This is a genomic window from Bacillus sp. ISL-34 (assembly GCF_018613325.1).
Classification (GTDB): Bacteria; Bacillota; Bacilli; order Bacillales; family DSM-1321; genus Peribacillus.
Map to the genome: position 1 here is coordinate 20,443 of NZ_JAGGQJ010000043.1, position 17,963 is coordinate 38,405.

Below are 17,963 nucleotides of genomic sequence, written 5' to 3' on the forward strand. Positions count from 1 at the left end.
TAGTTTTTTTGAAAACACTATAAATCTGAACTATCTTTAAATATCTCATTTTTTAAATCCTCATGATTTATAATCTCTCTAAAAATCGATAAGAGACTAGTACTTTTATGAACATGATCTATGGATTCCTGTGTATGAATCTTTCCATCATATAAAATCACAACTTTGTTGCACATTTCTTCCAAAAGATTAAGGTCATGGGAACACATAATAATTGTCTTCTCCGGTCCAGAGAAATTCATAAACAAGAGCTTCGTTACCTCTCGCGACTCTACATCCATTCCATTTAACGTCTCGTCAACAATTAGAAGCTGTGGGTCGATTAACATAGCCGCAATTATCTGTATTTTTTTCTTCATCCCGTGTGAATACTCTTCAATCAAAACATCCAAAGCAGCTTCAAATGAATAATATTTGGTCAATCGTATGAGATAATCTGAATTGATTGATACAGAGTATAGGTCGAGCATAAGATTAATATATTCACGTCCGGTGAGAAACTCAGGCAAAATGTCTTCACTCGGTAAATATAATACCTCTTGTTTTATTTTGAAATCTTTGTGGTCCAGACCATTCATTTCAATCGTACCTACTTGCTTCTCAAGAAGGTCACAAATCAATTTTATCAATGTTGTTTTACCGCATCCATTTGGCCCAATCAAAGCGAGAAAATCACCCTTCTCGACCTTCAGATTTAAGTTATCTAAGACCTTGGTTTTCTTATCATAGGAGTAAGAGACATTCTCAATATTTAGCATATTCTTCATCCTTTATACCATTCTTGCTAATACATTATTCACTATATAATTATAATTACAAAAAAATAAAAAATACTATAACAAAGACTTCACAATTTAATTATTAGACATTTTCAGATTTATTTCAAGGGTTATTTGTAATTTTTTTGTTATTCTAGTAAAATAAGGTAATATAGCTGATATCTGGTTTACTAATATATCTAGTAAAAATACCATTCAATTACCTACTCAACTGCTCTTCTTCTTTTTGGGGTTTTCAACTCCAAGATGTTACAAACAACATTTAAATATTAATTGAACTATTTTAAATGTAAATTTAACTTGAATTTTTCCAGAGAAGTTTGAACAGGTATATTAGTATATTAGTAAGGTTAACTTGAAAAATTTCACACAAGAAAGGAAGATGAGTAATTATCTATCATTTTTTTTAAGCTTAGAAACTAATATAAAGCTAATAAGAGGTGTTTTTGATAATGGAGAGTAATAAAAAAATAAAAAATGAGCAATCTAAGTTGTCTGCAAAATATGCATTTTATATGATCGGATTAGTTGCTATTGTTATTTTGGCTCTCATACTTTTTGGAAATCAATTAAAGCCGTTAGAAGAGCCCAAAGCCATCGACATAGATTATAGCAACCAACCATTCCTCGGGGAGGAATCGGCACCAGTATCACTTATAGAATTTGGTGATTATAAATGCCCTGTCTGCAAAAATTTTTCAGATAATGCAGTGCCTACCATTTTGGAAGAGCTTGTTGATACCGGAAAGGTGAAATTTTATTATTTTAATAATGCTTTTATCAATATTGACTCAAAACGGACGGCAAAATTCGCAGAATCCGTCTATCAGGAGTTAGGGAACAATATGTTCTGGAATTTCCATGATCGGATTTATGAAGAGCTACCTGAAGACACAAAATATGAAAAAGACGATTATTTTACAGAAAAAATCTTAATAAATATTTTAAAAGAAATGGCTAGTGTTAAAGAAGTTGAGAAAGTTGTAGATAATTTCCGTAGTGGGAAATCGGATGCTTCACTTGAAAAGGATATAGAACATGTAGAACAATTAGGGGTAATCGGAACACCTACTATTTTTATTAATGGGAAGGAATTTGATGGAAGTCAAAGCATTGATGATTTGAAAAAAGCGGTTGATAAAGCGATAGAAGAGAAAAATAATGATTAAAAAAAGCTGCAAACATCGATTCATATAATAAAAAAAGCTCACGCATTTTAACAAATATTAATCAAAATGTGTGAGTTATTAGTATAAACGATTAAACAATTGCTTTTTGAAATTGTCCTTCTAATTCTCCATTTTACTCATCATTAAATTTTTGTACAAAAGATCACAAATCATCTAACGAATCTATTATATATATAGACTTTTTTAACATTTTAAAATATTCAAGCAAATTTAACCCATTCAGATTGATTTGAGTTTCCTGTTCGTAAATATATTAATATATCACTCTTTTCCATTCGTATTTTTAAAACTTGTTTTGTATATTCTCCGAAGTACAGGTTATCAACTCCTAACCCCAAAAACAAAAAAGTCAATCCGCACAATCATGATTGACGATGGACTTGTCGCCTTATTCAAAGCACACAAGCGTGAGCAGATGGAATTGAAAATGAAACAACGGTTAGTATATGAGGATCAAGATTTCATTTTTGCTGAAAACATCGGGCATCCAAGGGTTATGAAGCAAGTGGTATTGCGTTTACAGCGTTTAATGAAGCATTTGGAAGTAGACAAGCACATTACCCCCCACAGCTTTAGACATACTCATACATCCCTTCTCATTGAAGCTGGGGCAGGCGTAAAAGATATTCAAGAAAGATTAGGGCATTCAGATATAAACACGACGATGAACATATACGCTCATATGACTAAAAATATCGAAGAAAAGACCTCCCATAAGTTCAGTGAACTTACGAAAGGTCTCCTCTAATTGGTGAAGTAAAGTTGTTTCAAAAATTGAAAGTTAGCAAAAGGTTAGCATTTCACTAATCTCCACCTTACAAACCCCTATATACCAAGGGTTCTAGGCGATGATTACATCATGCCGCCCATTCATCAAGGTATAGAATAGAAGAAAATGTAATAATAATATCATTGATATAACAAGGTTTTCATCTTTTCGTATAAACTATTTAAAAACGAATAAAAAAAGACTATGAGCAAAATTATGAGCATTTTTATGAACATTGGGTAAGGGCCTTTTCCTTACCTTCTTTCATTGATCATCCTCTAAACCCGTATTTCTTACGCTCTTTAATGTGTAAATAAAATATGAAGAAAAACAAAATAAAATTTTTATTACAGAATCCTGCTTAATCAGGTTTTTTAGTAAATCACAAAAATAATGAAAAAGCCAATACATAAAGGTATTGGGTATAAAAAAAAGCCCTTCTCACAAATGGAGAGGACTTCTTAAACTGGCATTAATCTGCCTTCAGGTTCTACTTCAACACTTAATACGTTTTGATCTTTACCAATTAGGTTTAAAAAAGTATCTTTTGTTTCTAATGTCACTAAATTCAAAATAGGTGATTTATAAATAATGGTACCGTATCGTTCTAATAAATCAACCTTGCTCTTGTCCTTTACTCGTATCATAATTCTGAGCATTCATAAACACCTCCAATAATTTTTCGAGGTCCAGCAACCCAAAACCTTGATGATGCTCTGGAAGACCAATATTTCTTGTAGAGGAATAGAGATAGGACTTCATTTCTGAAACACCTTTGGTCAAAAAGGGAAAAAAAGTTGCACACACACCTGAAATCACTGGTGTTGAATAAGAGGTTCCGTGATCGGGTATGTGATTAAAATATATTGTACCTGATGATAATATATTCGGTTTTTTTATACCCGGAACTCCTCGGCTTGAAAAATCAGCTATTTCCATTGAATATGGTTTAATTGAGCCTACTGTGACTGCCTCCTGCGAATTTCCAGGACATTGAATTGTTGATTCTCCAGTACCTTTATTACCTGCTGCTACAATGAATAATTTACCTTCATTTTGTGTATAATGATTTACATATTGACACATTACACAAGGATTTTCAGCTGTACAAGGGACATCAAATCCCATTGACATATTTATAATATCAGCTTTCTTAACAGCCGCATCAATTGCCTGTAAGACATCTGTTGCTTTTATATACCCATCTTGAGTAACTTTAAAGCTTGCAATCATTGCACCAGGCGCTGCTTTTCGGATAATGTTAGCTACTTTTGTTCCATGATTAATTAGTGTAGTACTCCCAAATCCAGTGAAGTCCTGATGTTCAATTACCCAGGTTTCATCCACCCCTGAATCCAATACCGCAACCGTGGTTCCCCAGCCAGTAAGATTAGAATTCCTCAGTAAACTAAAATTCAACCCAGGAACTATTTGGATATCGTTTTGTGGAACACTGCTAATTGTACCTTCAATATCTTGTAAGACCCCAACTGGATTTTCCATTATGTATTTTAAGTTAAAAGTGCGTTCGATTTCACACTTTATTTCATCTATAACCTTAATTCCTATTATTGGTAGCACAGGTGAAAAATATACAATGGAACCGCCATTGTTTTCAACAAAATTATTGATTAAACCTCTGTCAGAGGGTTCACATTCAAGTAGATACGTTTCCATTTTCACACCTCCTTTAAATAATTTCAATATGTATATATTCTATATAATGGTAGATTAATCCTTTAAGATTTAAATTAAATATTATCATAAAATGAACACAATAACACTTAATAAATCAAAAATACACCCAGGAAACGGGTGTATGATTTGTAAGTTGGAGCATGTATAAATATATATAAAGGGATGTCGAAATCATAATATTTCCTAAATTACAGATCTATGACTATTTCTTCATCCAAAATTGCCTTCCTATTCTCCCAATCGGGCATCAAGGAATAGAGCATTTTATAAAAGTCATCACTATGGTTATTGTGTTTAAAGTGTATTAATTCATGTAACACCACATAATCAATACAATGTTTCGGCGCTTTAATTAGCTCACTATTGAGGAGTATTGTATTTGAATCCACTAAAGCGGAACCCCATCGTGCTTTCATCAAACGTAAATCTATTGATGGCTTGTCGATAGCATATTTTTGCACCAACGGGTAAATCTTTTCCAAAGATTTCTCAAAAACCTTCTGTGCCTTTTCTCGATACCACTCCTCCATAAGCCTGGCTTTACGATTATAATTATTCTTATCCTTTATATATAAATAAATAAATCCTCGAAAATATTTAACGGTGTCTTCTTGATCCGCCACAAGGACTTTTAATCTATACTGTTTGCCCAGGTACTTAAATGTCTCCCCGCTTACATATTCTCGTTTGCTTTGTTTGATAGGTTGCACGTTTTCAAAGTTCTTCACATGTTTTGAAATCCATGCACCTTTCCCCTTTACAAATTCACATATAAAATCAATTGGAACTTTTGAATTTGCGGTTACTATAATTGACATATCTGGTTTGATATTTAGATTTATATTTTTAACATTCTTTCGCTCCAATTGAAATTCAATAAATTTTTGGCCGTATTGAACTAGATGTTTTTCCAAGATGCTCACAACCTTAATAACGCCGTAGTGCCACAGTTTTAATTTGTTCAATAATTTTATCAATTTGATCAAAGTCTAAATTGATTTTTTGCTCTTTTGTAAAGTCAAAGAGGAGGTCATCAAGCTCTTGAGCGATGCGATTATGGACTTCAATATTTTTGTGCCAATCCACTTTTGTGTACTGCTGAATTATTTTTTCCATTTTTAATGATAGATCACCAATTATATCGTAGCTTGCAATAGTTTCTTGAACCTCATTTACAATTTCCTTTGTAACTCCATAAAATGCTTGTGCATTCGGATTTCCCTTAATAATTTCCGGATAATCCTCTACAGGCTCTCCTTTACGGTAGTCATTCATGATATCATGCATTTTATATAGATATTCCGCTTCGGATATTCGTTTATCTTTGTAGGCTTGTATTGCTTCTTGAATACGCTCTGAGAAACGCTTATAGTGAGCAGGATTTTCATCCCATTTTGTATTAATGCTTTTCGTTAAACGAGTACGAATTGCATCTGCTTTTGCCCGCTTGGTATCTAAGCGTTCTAATTCTTCTTCAAATGCTTTTTCATTGAGAATATCTACTGGATTGGTTATACGAATGACTTCTTCTGCTGAAATGTAATTGTCCATTAACTTTTGCATTTTAGCTTCGTACTCTTTGTGATCAATCGTATCCGAGTAACGAAGTTTCACACTTTTGCGAAGCTCTTGAAAAAACTTCAAGTCCTTTTTATACTTTTTCAATTCTTCTTCCGGTAAAGCATTGTAGATCTTCTCGGATTCTAAAGCAATGCCAAGATTTCGGCCGAACTGACTCAATACGTCATAGAAGCCATCCCTACGCTCTTTATCCTCTAACCATACTTCATATTCTTCTGTGTCCTGTTTATTTTTAATAGGAGCAAAAATTTGAAGTAAATCTGAATGGTACTGCCTTAAAGAGCCAATTACACTGATAACATCATAAATGGCACCTTCAATATCTTTTGGATCAAAGTTTTCTAGACCAGATCCTGAGTACATTTGCATTGCCTGGTCTAGTTTATCCAACAACCCACGATAATCAATAATAAATCCGTAATCTTTACCTTCATACAGCCGGTTTACCCTCGCAATGGCTTGTAGAAGAGTATGCTCTCTCAACGGCTTATCAATATATAAAACGGTTGCTTTCGGTGCATCGAAACCCGTTAATAGCTTATCAACGACAATTAACAAATCAATTTCGTCGCCCTCAATGAATTCTTCCTTAATCGAATCTTCATAAGCGTCTTCATTTAAATAGCGATACATCATTTTCTTCCAAAAATTCTGTACCTTATCTTTGGATTCTTGGTCTACCGCCTCATGACCTTCACGTTGGTCAGGAGGAGAAATGACAACTGCACAATTTAAATCATCAAGCTCCTCAAACGCTTCCAAATAACGAATTGCTTCAATTTTGCTGTTTGTAGCAAGCATTGCTTTAAATTGGCTTCCTTGGGTTTTATAGTTATCCAAAAAGTGTTGGTTAATATCAAATGCAATCATGCTTATTCTTTGATTGGAAGAAGCTATTCGTTCAAACAAACTCCACTTCTTCATCACATCTTCTTTTTGTTTATCGTTTAGATGCCGAGTAATCATATCTAAACGGTTATCAATGGCCTTTTGATTTACAGATTGATCAACCATTTTCCCTTCATATAACAAGGGTACAATTGCTTTATCTCTTACGCCATCTGCTATGGTGTAAGTGTGGATTAGCTTTCCAAACTTAATCATTGTGTTCTTCTCTTTTTTCATAAGAGGTGTTCCCGTAAACCCTAAGTAACAAGCATTTGGGAATACCTTTTTCATTTTTATATGGAGCTCGCCATATTGTGTACGGTGTGATTCATCCACCAAAACAAAAATATCCCTCGATTCAACAGGTTTTTGTTTTACGGAAGCTGTATCAAACTTATGAACTAAAGTGGTGACAATATCAGCATTATTATCATTGATTAAATTTACTAAATGGCTACCTGACTTCGCACGGCTCGCCCTTAATCTTGTAAGATTGAAATGTCTTATAGATCTGTTTATCTAACTCAACTCGGTCCGTTACGACCACAACCTTTGGGCTGTGTTCCAATAATTCAGATAATATATATTTTGCCAACATAACCATCGTGAGTGATTTTCCCGATCCTTGTGTATGCCAAATGACACCACTTTGGCGATTGCCGTTTTCGTCGCGCTCTTGAATAGTCTTAATAATTTCTTTAATCGCAAAGTATTGCTGATACCGAGCAACCTTTTTAACATCCTTATCAAATAGTGTAAAATAACGTGTCAATTCTAATAAACGCTCAGGATAAAATAAAGAAATGATGTTTTTATCCTGCATTAACACTACCATGAATATTTACGCTCATATGACCGCTAACATGGAAGAAAAGGCCTCCCACCAATTTAGTAAATTGATGAAAGACCTTCTCTAATAAATGAGCTTTTAGCTTATGAAGTTGAATTTTTTACTCATTATGAGCAAAAGTATGAGCATTTAAACCTCAATCACTTAAAAACCCCTATATATCAATGCTTTATGATGTTTATTACATCATGCCGCCCATTCCGCCCATTCCGCCCATATCAGGCATGCCCATGCCACCGCTGCCAGCAGGTTCTGGTTTGTCAGCAACGACAGCTTCTGTAGTTAAGAACATAGCTGCTACAGAACCAGCGTTTTGTAGCGCTGAACGAGTTACTTTAGTAGGATCGACGATACCTGATTCGATCATGTTCACCCATTGTCCAGTAGCTGCGTTGAAGCCAGTGCCTACTGCTTCGCCTTTAAGGCGCTCTACGATTACAGAGCCTTCAAGTCCAGCATTGTGAGCGATTTGACGAACAGGCTCTTCGATTGCACGAAGAACGATTTTCACGCCTGTTGCTACGTCGCCTTCCGCTTGAATTTCAGCGATTTTATTGTATACGTTTAGAAGTGCTGTACCACCACCTGCTACGATACCTTCTTCAACAGCGGCACGAGTGGAGTTCAATGCATCTTCAATACGAAGTTTGCGTTCTTTTAATTCTGTTTCAGTAGCTGCACCAACTTTGATTACCGCTACGCCACCAGCTAATTTAGCAAGGCGTTCTTGTAATTTTTCACGGTCGAATTCAGAAGTTGTTTCTTCTAATTGAACACGGATTTGGTTTACACGAGCTTGAATTTGAGCTGTATCTCCAGCACCTTCAACGATCGTTGTATTTTCTTTTGTAACAACCACTTTAGACGCACGGCCTAATGAATCGATTGTTGCAGATTTAAGATCAAGACCGATTTCTTCAGTGATTACTTCGCCGCCTGTAAGAGCTGCGATGTCTTCAAGCATTGCTTTACGACGGTCACCGAATCCAGGAGCTTTAACCGCAACAGCGTTGAATGTTCCACGAAGTTTGTTCACAACAAGAGTTGCTAGCGCTTCGCCTTCTACATCTTCGGCAATCAATAATAGCGGTTTCCCTTGTTGTACAACTTGCTCAAGTACAGGAAGGATTTCTTGGATATTCGTGATTTTTTTATCTGTGATCAAGATATATGGATTTTCTAGGACTGCTTCCATTTTATCTGAATCAGTAACCATGTATGGAGATGCATATCCGCGATCGAACTGCATACCTTCTACTACGTCCAATTCAGTTGTGAAACCTTTAGACTCTTCTATTGTGATGACGCCGTCGTTACCAACGCGCTCCATTGCTTCTGCAATCAGTTGGCCCACTTCTTCATCAGCTGAAGAGATGGCAGCAACTTGTGCGATTGATTCTTTGTTTTCAACAGGTTGGGAAATGGCTTTCAATTCTGCGATTGCAGTATTGACCGCTTTCTCGATACCTTTACGGATACCCATTGGATTAGCACCAGCTGTTACGTTTTTAAGACCTTCGCGGATCATCGCTTGTGCAAGAACCGTTGCAGTGGTTGTACCGTCACCAGCTACGTCGTTTGTTTTGCTTGCTACTTCAGCAACCAATTTCGCACCCATGTTTTCGAATGCATCTTCCAATTCGATTTCTTTAGCGATTGTCACACCGTCATTTGTGATAAGCGGCGAACCGAATTTTTTCTCAAGAACCACGTTACGTCCTTTTGGTCCAAGCGTTACTTTAACTGCATCTGCAAGTGCGTCCACACCACGAAGCATGGAGCGGCGAGCTTCTTCACTAAATTTAATTTCTTTAGCCATTTATAAGTACCTCCCTAAAATTTTAAGAAAATTTTCGTTCAGTTAAGTATGATGTATAATTAGCCGATAACAGCTAGAATGTCGCTTTCACGTAAAATTAAGTATTCAGTGTTTTCGTATTTAACTTCAGTACCTGCATATTTTGAGAAGATAATTAGATCGCCTTGGGCAACCTCTAAAGCAACACGTTCGCCATTTTCAAGGACACGGCCAGTACCAACTGCTACTACCTTACCTTCTTGTGGCTTTTCTTTAGCAGTATCAGGAAGAACAATACCGCTTGCAGTTTTTTCTTCAGTTTGAACTAGTTCAATAATAACGCGATCACCTAATGGTTTTAACAAGTGAAACAACCTCCTCATATTCTCTTGATAATTTGTTACATGATTTATTAGCACTCTTCATCATCGAGTGCTAACACATTTATAATATTAAATAAACCGAGCCTTTTTTGCAAGTATCTTATTGAAAATTTTTTATTAATTTCTGATAAATTACGGGTAAACTACTTTAGCATAATGATTTCCTTAACAAAGTAATTGAAATGTTTCGTTAGGGGTACCTTTAAGTGGTGTTCTGCCTCAATTTTTGATACCATTTTGGAGTATGCGTTTATAGCTTGTCCCCATATCAGGAACGTTCCGAGCGGAATGGGTGACTATAAAAGGAGTTTTCATTTTTGAAAAAAGAATATTGGTTCGTCATCATCACTTATATTGCCATGCAATTATCCAGTATTGTCGGGGTACCCATTTTCATGCTGATCGGGTCTTATACCGGAATGCCGGCTGATGAACTCGAAGTGAAATCTGCAGCATACTGGATAGTTTTCAGTTTTCTCGCTGCTCTATTCTTGATTCTTTTTTTAATGAGAAAAGATATGAAGGAAAAGTTGGACACGAGGAATCAAACTTCCGTTTCCATGTCCATATTATGGGCAATTGCAGGAGTGTTCATGGCTCTTTTTGCGCAAAGCATTGCCGGCAGCATTGAACAAATGCTTGGGGTGGAGTCTGAATCTGAAAATACCCAGCAACTCATTTCACTCATTTACAAAGTCCCCATGGTCGTTTTCGTCACTTCAGTAATTGGACCTATATTGGAAGAATTAATTTTCCGGAAAATCATTTTCGGATCACTTCATAAACGTTTTAACTTCTTTATTTCAGCTTTAATCAGCTCAGTTATTTTCGGCTTGGCGCATGGAGAATTTGAACATCTTCTTTTATATACAGCAATGGGCTTCACTTTTGCTTTCCTTTATGCAAAAACAGGCCGCATTCTCGTATCGATGAGCGCTCATATTGCGATGAATACGCTTGTTATCATCCTTCAAGTGGTATATCGGGAGGATATTGAGAAGATGATAGATACTGCACAGGCCTTCATCGGAGGTTTATTATGAAACGTCAATCACCCTTATTCATGGGCATCATCTATGCAGGCTTAGGAGCTCTTTTTACCGCTATTGCGATTCAAACCGTCAATTCTTCTGGATGGGGACTCTTTGCCTACATACTTGTCCTTATTGCGACTCTTGACTTTGGATCGGGATTACGCATGATCATGCTGCACTTTAAGATTAAAGCCGCACAAAAAAATAAGAAAAAATAAAAAAACGCTGCAATGATGCAGCGTTTTTTTCATTCCTCCAATGCGGCTTCTTCCACTACAGGGTAATGTTTCAGGAAGTAGATGAGCGACTGAAGCTCCACGGCCAGGTCAATATGGTGAACCCTTATGGATGGGGGCACGGTCAGCCGTGCAGGTGTGAAATTCAATATTCCTTTTATATCAGCTTTGACTAGACGATCGGTTATCGTCTGGGCTACCTGTGCAGGCACTGTCAATATAGCCGCAGTAATATTATTTTCCTGCAATAGTGTATCGATTTGATCCATATGATAGATGGGCACATCAGCTATTCGCTTGCCGACTTTTTCTTCGGAAACTTCGAAAGCCATTTCAATTTTTGTATTATTATTTTTCATGAAATTGTAATTTAAAAAAGCGGTTCCTAAATTTCCTACCCCGATTAAAGCGACTTTGGTCAATTCATCTTGATCTAGTGTTTTTCTAAAGAAGGATAATAAATAATTGACATTGTAGCCGTAGCCTTTTTTCCCAAGCGCGCCAAAGTAGGAAAAATCACGGCGTATGGTGGCAGAATCCACTTTTACAGCTTCGCTTAGCTCTGCCGAGGAAACTCTTTGTTTGCCTGAGGAATGTAAGTTCTTTAAAAATCGATAATACAATGGCAACCTTTTGGCTGTTGCCTGCGGTATCTTTGGGTCATGGTTCATTTTTCTTCCCCGCCTTCACACATGCTTTTCAACTTAATCTCTATCTGTTTGTTTTACTTGTCTTTTATAATCGTTACTGGAAACTCCGCCTGTTTTCTCCACTAAGAATGTAGGCCCGATCACCATTCCCTTATCAATGGCCTTACACATGTCATAAACAGTCAAGGCAGTCACGGATGCAGCTGTTAACGCTTCCATTTCCACACCTGTACTCCCTTTTGTCTTAGCTTCCGTTTCAATCCTAAGCCTGTATCCTTGTTCTTCTTTTTCCCACTCAAAGGCTATATTGACCCCTTGCAGAGCAATGGGATGGCACATTGGAATGATATTGGATGTATTTTTGCTGGCCATTATTCCTGCAACTTGTGCAACAGCCAGTACATCACCTTTTTTCATTTTCTGGTTCGTGACCAATTCATATATTTCATCATTCAATAAAATGCTCGATTGAGCTACTGCCATCCGGGTTGTTTCAGGCTTTGCACTCACATCGACCATTTTGGCCCTGCCCTGTTCATTAAAATGCGTTAAGTCTCCCATTTAAGTAACCCCTCCTAAATCATACACTATTATTCCACTTTATGTAACAGCTTTTGTTTTAGCTTGGAACCAAGCTGTTGCCGATAATAACTAAAATACGTTACACTAACTATAATCAATTGAGGTGAAATCTATGATTTTATTACAAATCAATCAACTATCGAAATATTATGGAGCTGAACTTATTTTATCAAATATGAAGCTCGAAGTTCAAAATAAAGATCGAATTGCACTTGTCGGCCGAAATGGCGCCGGTAAATCCACTCTGCTAAAAATCATAGCCGGGCAGCTTTCCCATGATGGCGGTGAAATAATCAAACCAAAAGGCGTCACCATCGGCTATATGGCCCAGGATACGGGATTGGAATCCGAACTGACCATTTGGGATGAGATGCTGACTGTATTCACGGACCTTATAGAGCAGGAAAAGGAACTGCGTCGCCTTGAGGCTGATATGGCCAGACCTGACATCTTTGAAAACGAAACGATTTACCAAAAAGTGTTGAATGAATATGACACTTTAATGGTGGCATTCAAAGAGAAGGGCGGTTATCAATATGAAGCGGATATCCGTTCCGTATTGCATGGGCTTCAGTTTGCTGACTTTGACCATTCCACCCCAATTTCCACTTTAAGCGGGGGGCAAAAAACAAGGCTTGCATTAGGGAAGCTGCTTCTAAGGAAACCGGATATATTGATTCTGGATGAGCCGACGAACCATTTGGATATCGAAACCCTCTCTTGGCTTGAACAATATTTACAAAGCTACCAGGGAGCTGTCCTCATCGTTTCCCATGACCGCTATTTTTTAGATAAAGTAGTAAACCTGGTATATGAGATTTCCCGGAATAACATGAAAAAATACCATGGTAATTATAGTTCTTACCTAGAGGGAAAAGCGGAAGATTATGAGCGGGACATGAAACTGTTCGAGAAGCAGCAAGGGGAAATCGAAAAGCTTCGCGACTTTGTCCAACGTAATATCACCAGGGCTTCCACGACGAAAAGAGCACAAAGCAGACGCAAACAGCTCGAAAAGATGGATGTATTGGACAAGCCGCAAGGAGATGAAAAATCCGCGAATTTTTCTTTCCAGATTGAAAGGCAAAGCGGCAATGAAGTGCTCCACCTTCAGGACTTGGCTATCGGATACGAAGGGGAAACGGTATCAAGGAATATAAATTCCCGGATGACAAAAGGCGAGAGCATAGCTCTTGTAGGCCCAAATGGAGTTGGAAAATCAACGTTATTGAAAACGATCATCTCTAAGCTCCCTGCAATTTCCGGGGACTTCCGTTTTGGAACGAACGTAGAAGTCAGCTACTACGATCAAGAACAGGCTAACCTTGTTTCCAATAAACGTGTACTCAATGAATTATGGGACGACTATCCCCTTAAACCGGAAAAGGACATCCGCACCGTACTCGGTAATTTCCTTTTTAGCGGGGATGATGTTTTGAAAACCGTTTCCACACTAAGCGGGGGCGAAAAGGCTCGGCTCGCTCTAGCCAAAATGATGATGCAAAAAGGGAATTTTTTAATTCTTGATGAACCAACGAACCATTTGGACCTCGATAGTAAATTGGTGCTTGAAAACGCATTGATCGATTATCCGGGAACTATCCTTTTCGTCTCACATGACCGTTATTTCATAAATCGGATAGCAACGAAAGTGATAGAGCTCTCCAAAGACGGCAACGAAGAATTCCTCGGTGATTATGATTACTATTTAGAGAAGAAACAGGAGCAAGCTGAAATCCAAGCACTTGAACAGCAGGATCAGGCTAAAACTTTAGATGCAGCTGTAGAAAAAACAAATTACAAAATAGATAAAGAAGCAAAAAAAGCTGAACGCCAGCGAAAACGGCGCATTGAGGAAATCGAGGCAGCCATGGAGCTCCTTGAAACCGAAATAAACGAATATAATGACCTCCTTTGCGATTCAAATGTTTTTCAGGACCACGAAAAAGTGATGGAAGTCCAAACAAAGCTTGATAAAGCACAGGAAAAATTGGACCAGCTTCTCGAAGAATGGGCTGAACTGGAAGAATGACAAAAAACCGAGTCAATCGACTCGGTCTTTTTCTTTTTTATAAAAAGTTATCCACAAACTTGTTAACAAACTACTTACCGTTCATTAGCCATTAATTTGAGTTATGCACATTATCCACAGAAACATATCCACTTATCCACAAAAACACCGTTTTATACACATGCAGTATCATAATCAAAAAAACTTTATCCACAGAATATTCTTTTTTTTTATTAACACGATAAAAAGACAGGATGCCGAAGTGAGGGATCCTGTCTTCTCGTCAATTAAAATGCTTCTATATCCAATCCAGGATTTCCGTTCAAATCCAAACCAGATCGTTTTCCCTTTTCAAACATGACACTGCCAGCAGCACCGATCATGGCTGCATTGTCCGTACAAAGATAGAGGGGCGGAATGGATATATCCATAGGTAAATCCTTAAATGCATCCGTTAATGCTTCCCTAAGGCCTTTATTTGCCGCAACTCCTCCAGCAAGCAATACCTGTTTCACATTATATTCCTTTGCAGCTTTTACAGCTTTCATTACAAGCACTTCTATCACGCTTGCTTGGAAACTTGCCGCTAAATCTTTAGGTTCGATTTTTTCCCCGCGCTGTTCTGCATTATGCAAAGTGTTGATCACCGCTGATTTCAACCCGCTGAAAGAAAAATCATAGCTGCCATCCAACCATGCCCTAGGCAGTTTCAGAGTTGGTGAGCCTTCTTGTGCAAGCCTATCGATATGGGGACCGCCAGGATAAGGGAGCCCCAAGGTTCGAGCCACTTTATCATACGCCTCTCCTGCTGCATCATCCCGCGTCTCCCCTATCACCTTGAAAGAGCCCGGTTCTTCTAAAAGCACCAATTCCGTATGACCTCCCGAAACCACTAAAGAAAGCGCAGGATATTCGATCTCCTGAATAAGCCGATTTGCATAGATATGACCCGCGATATGATGCGTACCGACAATCGGTATTCCATGTGCGAAAGCTACAGCCTTCGCCGCATTCACGCCTATTAATAGTGCCCCTACAAGTCCCGGGCCTTCTGTAACGGCAATGGCATCCAAGTCTTCATATGTCACACCGGCTTGTAGCAGTGCTTCTTCAAGAACGATCGTAATTTGTTCTACATGATGACGGGAAGCTATTTCCGGAACGACACCGCCAAAACGTTTATGGCTCTCGATTTGTGAAGCCACGACATTACTCAGTATCTCCGTACCATTTTTTATGACAGCTGCCGCAGTTTCATCGCAGCTCGTTTCAATACCTAATATAAATTGATCTTTTTTCATGAAAAATTCACCCACATAACATAAGCATCTTCTTGATTGTCTGTATAATAATTTTTTCGGATTCCACCCTTTTGGAAACCTAGTTTTTCATAAAGCGAAATGGCTACTGCATTACTGACACGGACTTCAAGCGTCATCCTCACCACCCCCATCGAAATGGAGATTTCAATCATCTTCCTGAGCAATGCTTCTCCAAGCTTTTGCCCTCGGTATTCTGGCAATATCGCTATATTGGTAATGTGCGATTCATCAATGACGATCCACGCACCGCAATAACCGGCGATTTTCCCTTCATCCTCTATCACCATGTATACAGCATATTGATTATGATTCAATTCATTAAAAAAAGCTTCCCGGCTCCAAGGCAAAGTAAAGGACTGCTTTTCCACGTTAAGCACTTGATCGATATCTTCCGTATTCATCTTTCGGAACGTCAATGTTTTACTCATAATAATCGGTCGCTTTCCTTGTTTATTTCCCCTGCTGTTCAAGCCACTTAGCTTCTGCTTCAGCCATGCGGATATAATTCGGTACAAACTGGTGAACATTCACTTCAATCTTATCAAGACCAATGAAGGCCAGTTCGCTTGGCCTTGAATTATATGACTGTACTGGAGCAAATACCGCTAATTCGCCTAATGCATCCGCAATTGCATCCCGATGGATGTCCACATCTTGACCAACAAATAAAACAGGACGATTTAATTCCTTCAATTGATTCGCCCACTCAGAGGATAGAATATTACAATCTTCAATGACTGTCTTTAAAGAATTCTTTTCCATTTCATATAATCCAGTATAAATCTGCCCTCTTCTTGCATCGAACAAGGGAGAGATCAACCCGTTAAAATAACGTCCATTAGCTGCTAATACCTCTAAGCTGGAAACACCTGATAACGGAATCTGAAGCGTCCAGGCCATGCTTTTCGCTATCGTCACTCCAATCCTGACCCCTGTATAGGAGCCTGGACCTTGAGCGACCACTATCTTAGTCAATTCCTTTGGTTTAGTATCACAATCCCTCAGCAGTGTTTCAATTGCTGGCATTACCCGCACCGAATGATTTTTCTTTAGGTTCGTCGTATACTCACCTATTACTTGACTCCCATTTACCAGTGCAATCCCTAATGTGAAATTCGATGTATCTATAGCTAAAACCTTCATCAAATAATCTCCTTACATAACTTTACATATCGTTCGCCTTTTGCTTCCAAAACAATACGCCGGCTTGTATCGCCCAGACGATAGATATAAATGTTCAAGATTTCCTCTGGAAGGTGATCCTTTATTAAATGGGCCCATTCAACGACAGTCACACCATCACCATCAAAATATTCATCAAAGCCTAGATCTTCTTCCGATTCACTTACCCGATAGACATCCATATGATATAAAGGCAAGCGACCCATGTATTCCTTTATTATCGTAAAGGTAGGGCTATTCACCATTCTGGTTACACCTAATCCTTTAGCCAGTCCTTTAGTGAATGCCGTCTTACCTGCACCCAAGTCACCTTCTAAAGCCAGCACATCCCCACTGGAAAGCTTTTGTGCCAATCTATGCGCAAATTGCGCCGTTTCTTCCTCATTCTGAGAAATCCATTCAACATGTTGCATATATCAATCACCTTTATCATTATTAGGAAACGTCCTATAGTTCATGTCTAGAACCATAAACACAATATTATGGAACAAAAACCATTCTATATGTAGTTTACCTTGTTTCAAATGAAGAAACAAATAAGTTAGGGACATAATTAATCTAATTTCAGATAAAACAAAAAAACGAAACCTAAGTTTCGTTTTTTTCATGATTGCGGGGACAGGATTTGAACCTGCGACCTTCGGGTTATGAGCCCGACGAGCTACCGGACTGCTCCACCCCGCGACGGTATAAATGCTACTTTTATAAATATAGTATTCCCATTTATTCAAAAAGAATACAAAGATTATAGCTTGGCGGCGTCCTACTCTCACAGGGGGAAACCCCCAACTACCATTGGCGCTGAAGAGCTTAACTGCCGTGTTCGGAATGGGAACGGGTGTGACCTCTTCGCTATCGCCACCAAACATTTAATCTTTTTTAGCACATTAATTATCATACCATGTATGAAATCAAAATGCAAGAAGAAATTTTCATTCCTTCAAAACTAGATAATAAGAAGAAGGTATTTCATTTTTCTAAAGCGTTGGTTAAGTCCTCGATCTATTAGT

The 17,963-nt window shown here is 37.9% G+C and carries 19 protein-coding genes, 1 tRNA gene and 1 rRNA gene; 5 read left to right on the forward strand and 16 right to left on the reverse strand.

The genetic code is table 11. The features are described from left to right. Positions 1 to 17: 17 nt before the first annotated feature. Positions 18 to 758 carry an ABC transporter ATP-binding protein gene (locus J7E52_RS25565; RefSeq protein ID WP_214751226.1) on the reverse strand — a complete coding sequence of 247 codons (741 nt, stop codon included), beginning with the start codon at positions 756 to 758 and terminating at the stop codon, positions 18 to 20. A 473-nt stretch (positions 759 to 1,231) separates the two neighbouring features. Here J7E52_RS25565 and J7E52_RS25570 point away from each other — a divergent pair, with 473 nt between their 5' ends. Both J7E52_RS25570 and J7E52_RS25575 read left to right on the forward strand, forming a co-directional pair. Beyond that, on the forward strand, positions 1,232 to 1,948 hold the full coding sequence (locus tag J7E52_RS25570) for a DsbA family protein (protein ID WP_214751228.1): 717 nt from the start codon (positions 1,232 to 1,234) through the stop codon (positions 1,946 to 1,948). Positions 1,949 to 2,264: 316 nt separating this feature from the next. Next, positions 2,265 to 2,717 (forward strand): site-specific integrase, encoded by a 453-nt coding sequence (locus J7E52_RS25575; RefSeq protein WP_286198080.1) that lies wholly within the window; start codon positions 2,265 to 2,267, stop codon positions 2,715 to 2,717. 482 nt (positions 2,718 to 3,199) lie between these two features. On the opposite strand, the gene J7E52_RS25580 is transcribed toward J7E52_RS25575, so the two are convergent. From J7E52_RS25580 to groES, 7 genes are all read right to left on the reverse strand, one after another. Next, entirely contained in the window at positions 3,200 to 3,397 is a 198-nt protein-coding gene (locus J7E52_RS25580; RefSeq protein WP_214751251.1) for a hypothetical protein, read from the reverse strand. After that, positions 3,354 to 4,415 (reverse strand): S8 family peptidase, encoded by a 1,062-nt coding sequence (locus J7E52_RS25585; protein ID WP_214751232.1) that lies wholly within the window; start codon positions 4,413 to 4,415, stop codon positions 3,354 to 3,356. Before J7E52_RS25585 ends, J7E52_RS25580 begins: the two co-directional genes overlap by 44 nt. Before the next feature lie 209 nt (positions 4,416 to 4,624). Beyond that, positions 4,625 to 5,350 (reverse strand): M48 family metallopeptidase, encoded by a 726-nt coding sequence (locus J7E52_RS25590; protein WP_214751234.1) that lies wholly within the window; start codon positions 5,348 to 5,350, stop codon positions 4,625 to 4,627. Positions 5,351 to 5,363: 13 nt separating this feature from the next. Next, complete coding sequence (locus tag J7E52_RS27330) at positions 5,364 to 7,424, reverse strand: type I restriction endonuclease subunit R (protein WP_309476941.1); 2,061 nt, start codon at positions 7,422 to 7,424, stop codon at positions 5,364 to 5,366. Then, positions 7,360 to 7,740, reverse strand: a complete 381-nt coding sequence (locus J7E52_RS27210) for a DEAD/DEAH box helicase family protein (RefSeq protein ID WP_286198081.1) — start codon at positions 7,738 to 7,740, stop codon at positions 7,360 to 7,362. Before J7E52_RS27210 ends, J7E52_RS27330 begins: the two co-directional genes overlap by 65 nt. Before the next feature lie 196 nt (positions 7,741 to 7,936). Next, positions 7,937 to 9,574, reverse strand: a complete 1,638-nt coding sequence (groL, locus tag J7E52_RS25600; protein WP_214751236.1) for a chaperonin GroEL — start codon at positions 9,572 to 9,574, stop codon at positions 7,937 to 7,939. 59 nt (positions 9,575 to 9,633) lie between these two features. Then, positions 9,634 to 9,918 carry a co-chaperone GroES gene (gene groES, locus J7E52_RS25605; protein WP_101225604.1) on the reverse strand — a complete coding sequence of 95 codons (285 nt, stop codon included), beginning with the start codon at positions 9,916 to 9,918 and terminating at the stop codon, positions 9,634 to 9,636. A gap of 335 nt (positions 9,919 to 10,253) precedes the next feature. Between groES and J7E52_RS25610 the strand changes: the two genes are divergently transcribed. Next, positions 10,254 to 10,979 carry a CPBP family intramembrane glutamic endopeptidase gene (locus J7E52_RS25610; RefSeq protein WP_214751238.1) on the forward strand — a complete coding sequence of 242 codons (726 nt, stop codon included), beginning with the start codon at positions 10,254 to 10,256 and terminating at the stop codon, positions 10,977 to 10,979. Then, on the forward strand, positions 10,976 to 11,188 hold the full coding sequence (locus J7E52_RS25615) for a YdiK family protein (protein WP_034306342.1): 213 nt from the start codon (positions 10,976 to 10,978) through the stop codon (positions 11,186 to 11,188). The genes J7E52_RS25610 and J7E52_RS25615 overlap by 4 nt, the downstream gene beginning before the upstream one ends. Positions 11,189 to 11,217: 29 nt before the next feature. Here the strand turns inward: J7E52_RS25615 and J7E52_RS25620 are convergent, their stop codons facing one another. Further along, positions 11,218 to 11,877, reverse strand: a complete 660-nt coding sequence (locus J7E52_RS25620) for a redox-sensing transcriptional repressor Rex (RefSeq protein ID WP_034306345.1) — start codon at positions 11,875 to 11,877, stop codon at positions 11,218 to 11,220. A gap of 33 nt (positions 11,878 to 11,910) precedes the next feature. After that, the gene (moaC, locus tag J7E52_RS25625; RefSeq protein WP_214751240.1) at positions 11,911 to 12,417 is read right to left on the reverse strand and encodes a cyclic pyranopterin monophosphate synthase MoaC; all 507 of its coding nucleotides are present in this window, start codon (positions 12,415 to 12,417) and stop codon (positions 11,911 to 11,913) included. A 133-nt stretch (positions 12,418 to 12,550) separates the two neighbouring features. Between moaC and J7E52_RS25630 the strand changes: the two genes are divergently transcribed. After that, entirely contained in the window at positions 12,551 to 14,470 is a 1,920-nt protein-coding gene (locus J7E52_RS25630; protein ID WP_214751242.1) for an ABC transporter ATP-binding protein, read from the forward strand. A gap of 266 nt (positions 14,471 to 14,736) precedes the next feature. Here J7E52_RS25630 and tsaD read toward each other — a convergent pair whose 3' ends face one another. The 6 genes from tsaD to rrf all read right to left on the reverse strand — a co-directional run bounded on the left by tsaD (position 14,737) and on the right by rrf (position 17,819). Beyond that, positions 14,737 to 15,750 (reverse strand): tRNA (adenosine(37)-N6)-threonylcarbamoyltransferase complex transferase subunit TsaD, encoded by a 1,014-nt coding sequence (gene tsaD / locus J7E52_RS25635; protein WP_214751244.1) that lies wholly within the window; start codon positions 15,748 to 15,750, stop codon positions 14,737 to 14,739. Next, positions 15,747 to 16,199 (reverse strand): ribosomal protein S18-alanine N-acetyltransferase, encoded by a 453-nt coding sequence (gene rimI / locus J7E52_RS25640; protein WP_101225599.1) that lies wholly within the window; start codon positions 16,197 to 16,199, stop codon positions 15,747 to 15,749. The genes tsaD and rimI overlap by 4 nt, the downstream gene beginning before the upstream one ends. A gap of 22 nt (positions 16,200 to 16,221) precedes the next feature. Continuing rightward, positions 16,222 to 16,914 (reverse strand): tRNA (adenosine(37)-N6)-threonylcarbamoyltransferase complex dimerization subunit type 1 TsaB, encoded by a 693-nt coding sequence (gene tsaB, locus J7E52_RS25645; protein WP_214751246.1) that lies wholly within the window; start codon positions 16,912 to 16,914, stop codon positions 16,222 to 16,224. Beyond that, positions 16,914 to 17,366 carry a tRNA (adenosine(37)-N6)-threonylcarbamoyltransferase complex ATPase subunit type 1 TsaE gene (gene tsaE / locus J7E52_RS25650; protein ID WP_214751248.1) on the reverse strand — a complete coding sequence of 151 codons (453 nt, stop codon included), beginning with the start codon at positions 17,364 to 17,366 and terminating at the stop codon, positions 16,914 to 16,916. Before tsaE ends, tsaB begins: the two co-directional genes overlap by 1 nt. A gap of 197 nt (positions 17,367 to 17,563) precedes the next feature. Further along, positions 17,564 to 17,637: transfer RNA gene (locus J7E52_RS25655), tRNA-Met, on the reverse strand. Between the two features lie 66 nt (positions 17,638 to 17,703). Next, positions 17,704 to 17,819: ribosomal RNA gene (gene rrf, locus J7E52_RS25660) — 5S ribosomal RNA — on the reverse strand. Positions 17,820 to 17,963 lie beyond the last annotated feature (144 nt).

Excerpts from the sequence above, each read along its gene's own strand:
- rimI (WP_101225599.1), bottom strand. The coding sequence starts at position 16,199 with ATGAGTAAAACATTGACGTTCCGAAAGATGAATACGGAAGATATCGAT.
- J7E52_RS25570 (WP_214751228.1), top strand. The coding sequence starts at position 1,232 with ATGGAGAGTAATAAAAAAATAAAAAATGAGCAATCTAAGTTGTCTGCA.
- J7E52_RS25620 (WP_034306345.1), bottom strand. The coding sequence starts at position 11,877 with ATGAACCATGACCCAAAGATACCGCAGGCAACAGCCAAAAGGTTGCCA.
- J7E52_RS25565 (WP_214751226.1), bottom strand. The coding sequence starts at position 758 with ATGCTAAATATTGAGAATGTCTCTTACTCCTATGATAAGAAAACCAAG.
- J7E52_RS25585 (WP_214751232.1), bottom strand. The coding sequence starts at position 4,415 with ATGGAAACGTATCTACTTGAATGTGAACCCTCTGACAGAGGTTTAATC.
- tsaB (WP_214751246.1), bottom strand. The coding sequence starts at position 16,914 with ATGAAGGTTTTAGCTATAGATACATCGAATTTCACATTAGGGATTGCA.
- J7E52_RS27210 (WP_286198081.1), bottom strand. The coding sequence starts at position 7,740 with ATGGTAGTGTTAATGCAGGATAAAAACATCATTTCTTTATTTTATCCT.
- J7E52_RS25630 (WP_214751242.1), top strand. The coding sequence starts at position 12,551 with ATGATTTTATTACAAATCAATCAACTATCGAAATATTATGGAGCTGAA.
- tsaE (WP_214751248.1), bottom strand. The coding sequence starts at position 17,366 with ATGCAACATGTTGAATGGATTTCTCAGAATGAGGAAGAAACGGCGCAA.
- J7E52_RS25580 (WP_214751251.1), bottom strand. The coding sequence starts at position 3,397 with ATGCTCAGAATTATGATACGAGTAAAGGACAAGAGCAAGGTTGATTTA.
- tsaD (WP_214751244.1), bottom strand. The coding sequence starts at position 15,750 with ATGAAAAAAGATCAATTTATATTAGGTATTGAAACGAGCTGCGATGAA.
- groL (WP_214751236.1), bottom strand. The coding sequence starts at position 9,574 with ATGGCTAAAGAAATTAAATTTAGTGAAGAAGCTCGCCGCTCCATGCTT.
- J7E52_RS25615 (WP_034306342.1), top strand. The coding sequence starts at position 10,976 with ATGAAACGTCAATCACCCTTATTCATGGGCATCATCTATGCAGGCTTA.
- moaC (WP_214751240.1), bottom strand. The coding sequence starts at position 12,417 with ATGGGAGACTTAACGCATTTTAATGAACAGGGCAGGGCCAAAATGGTC.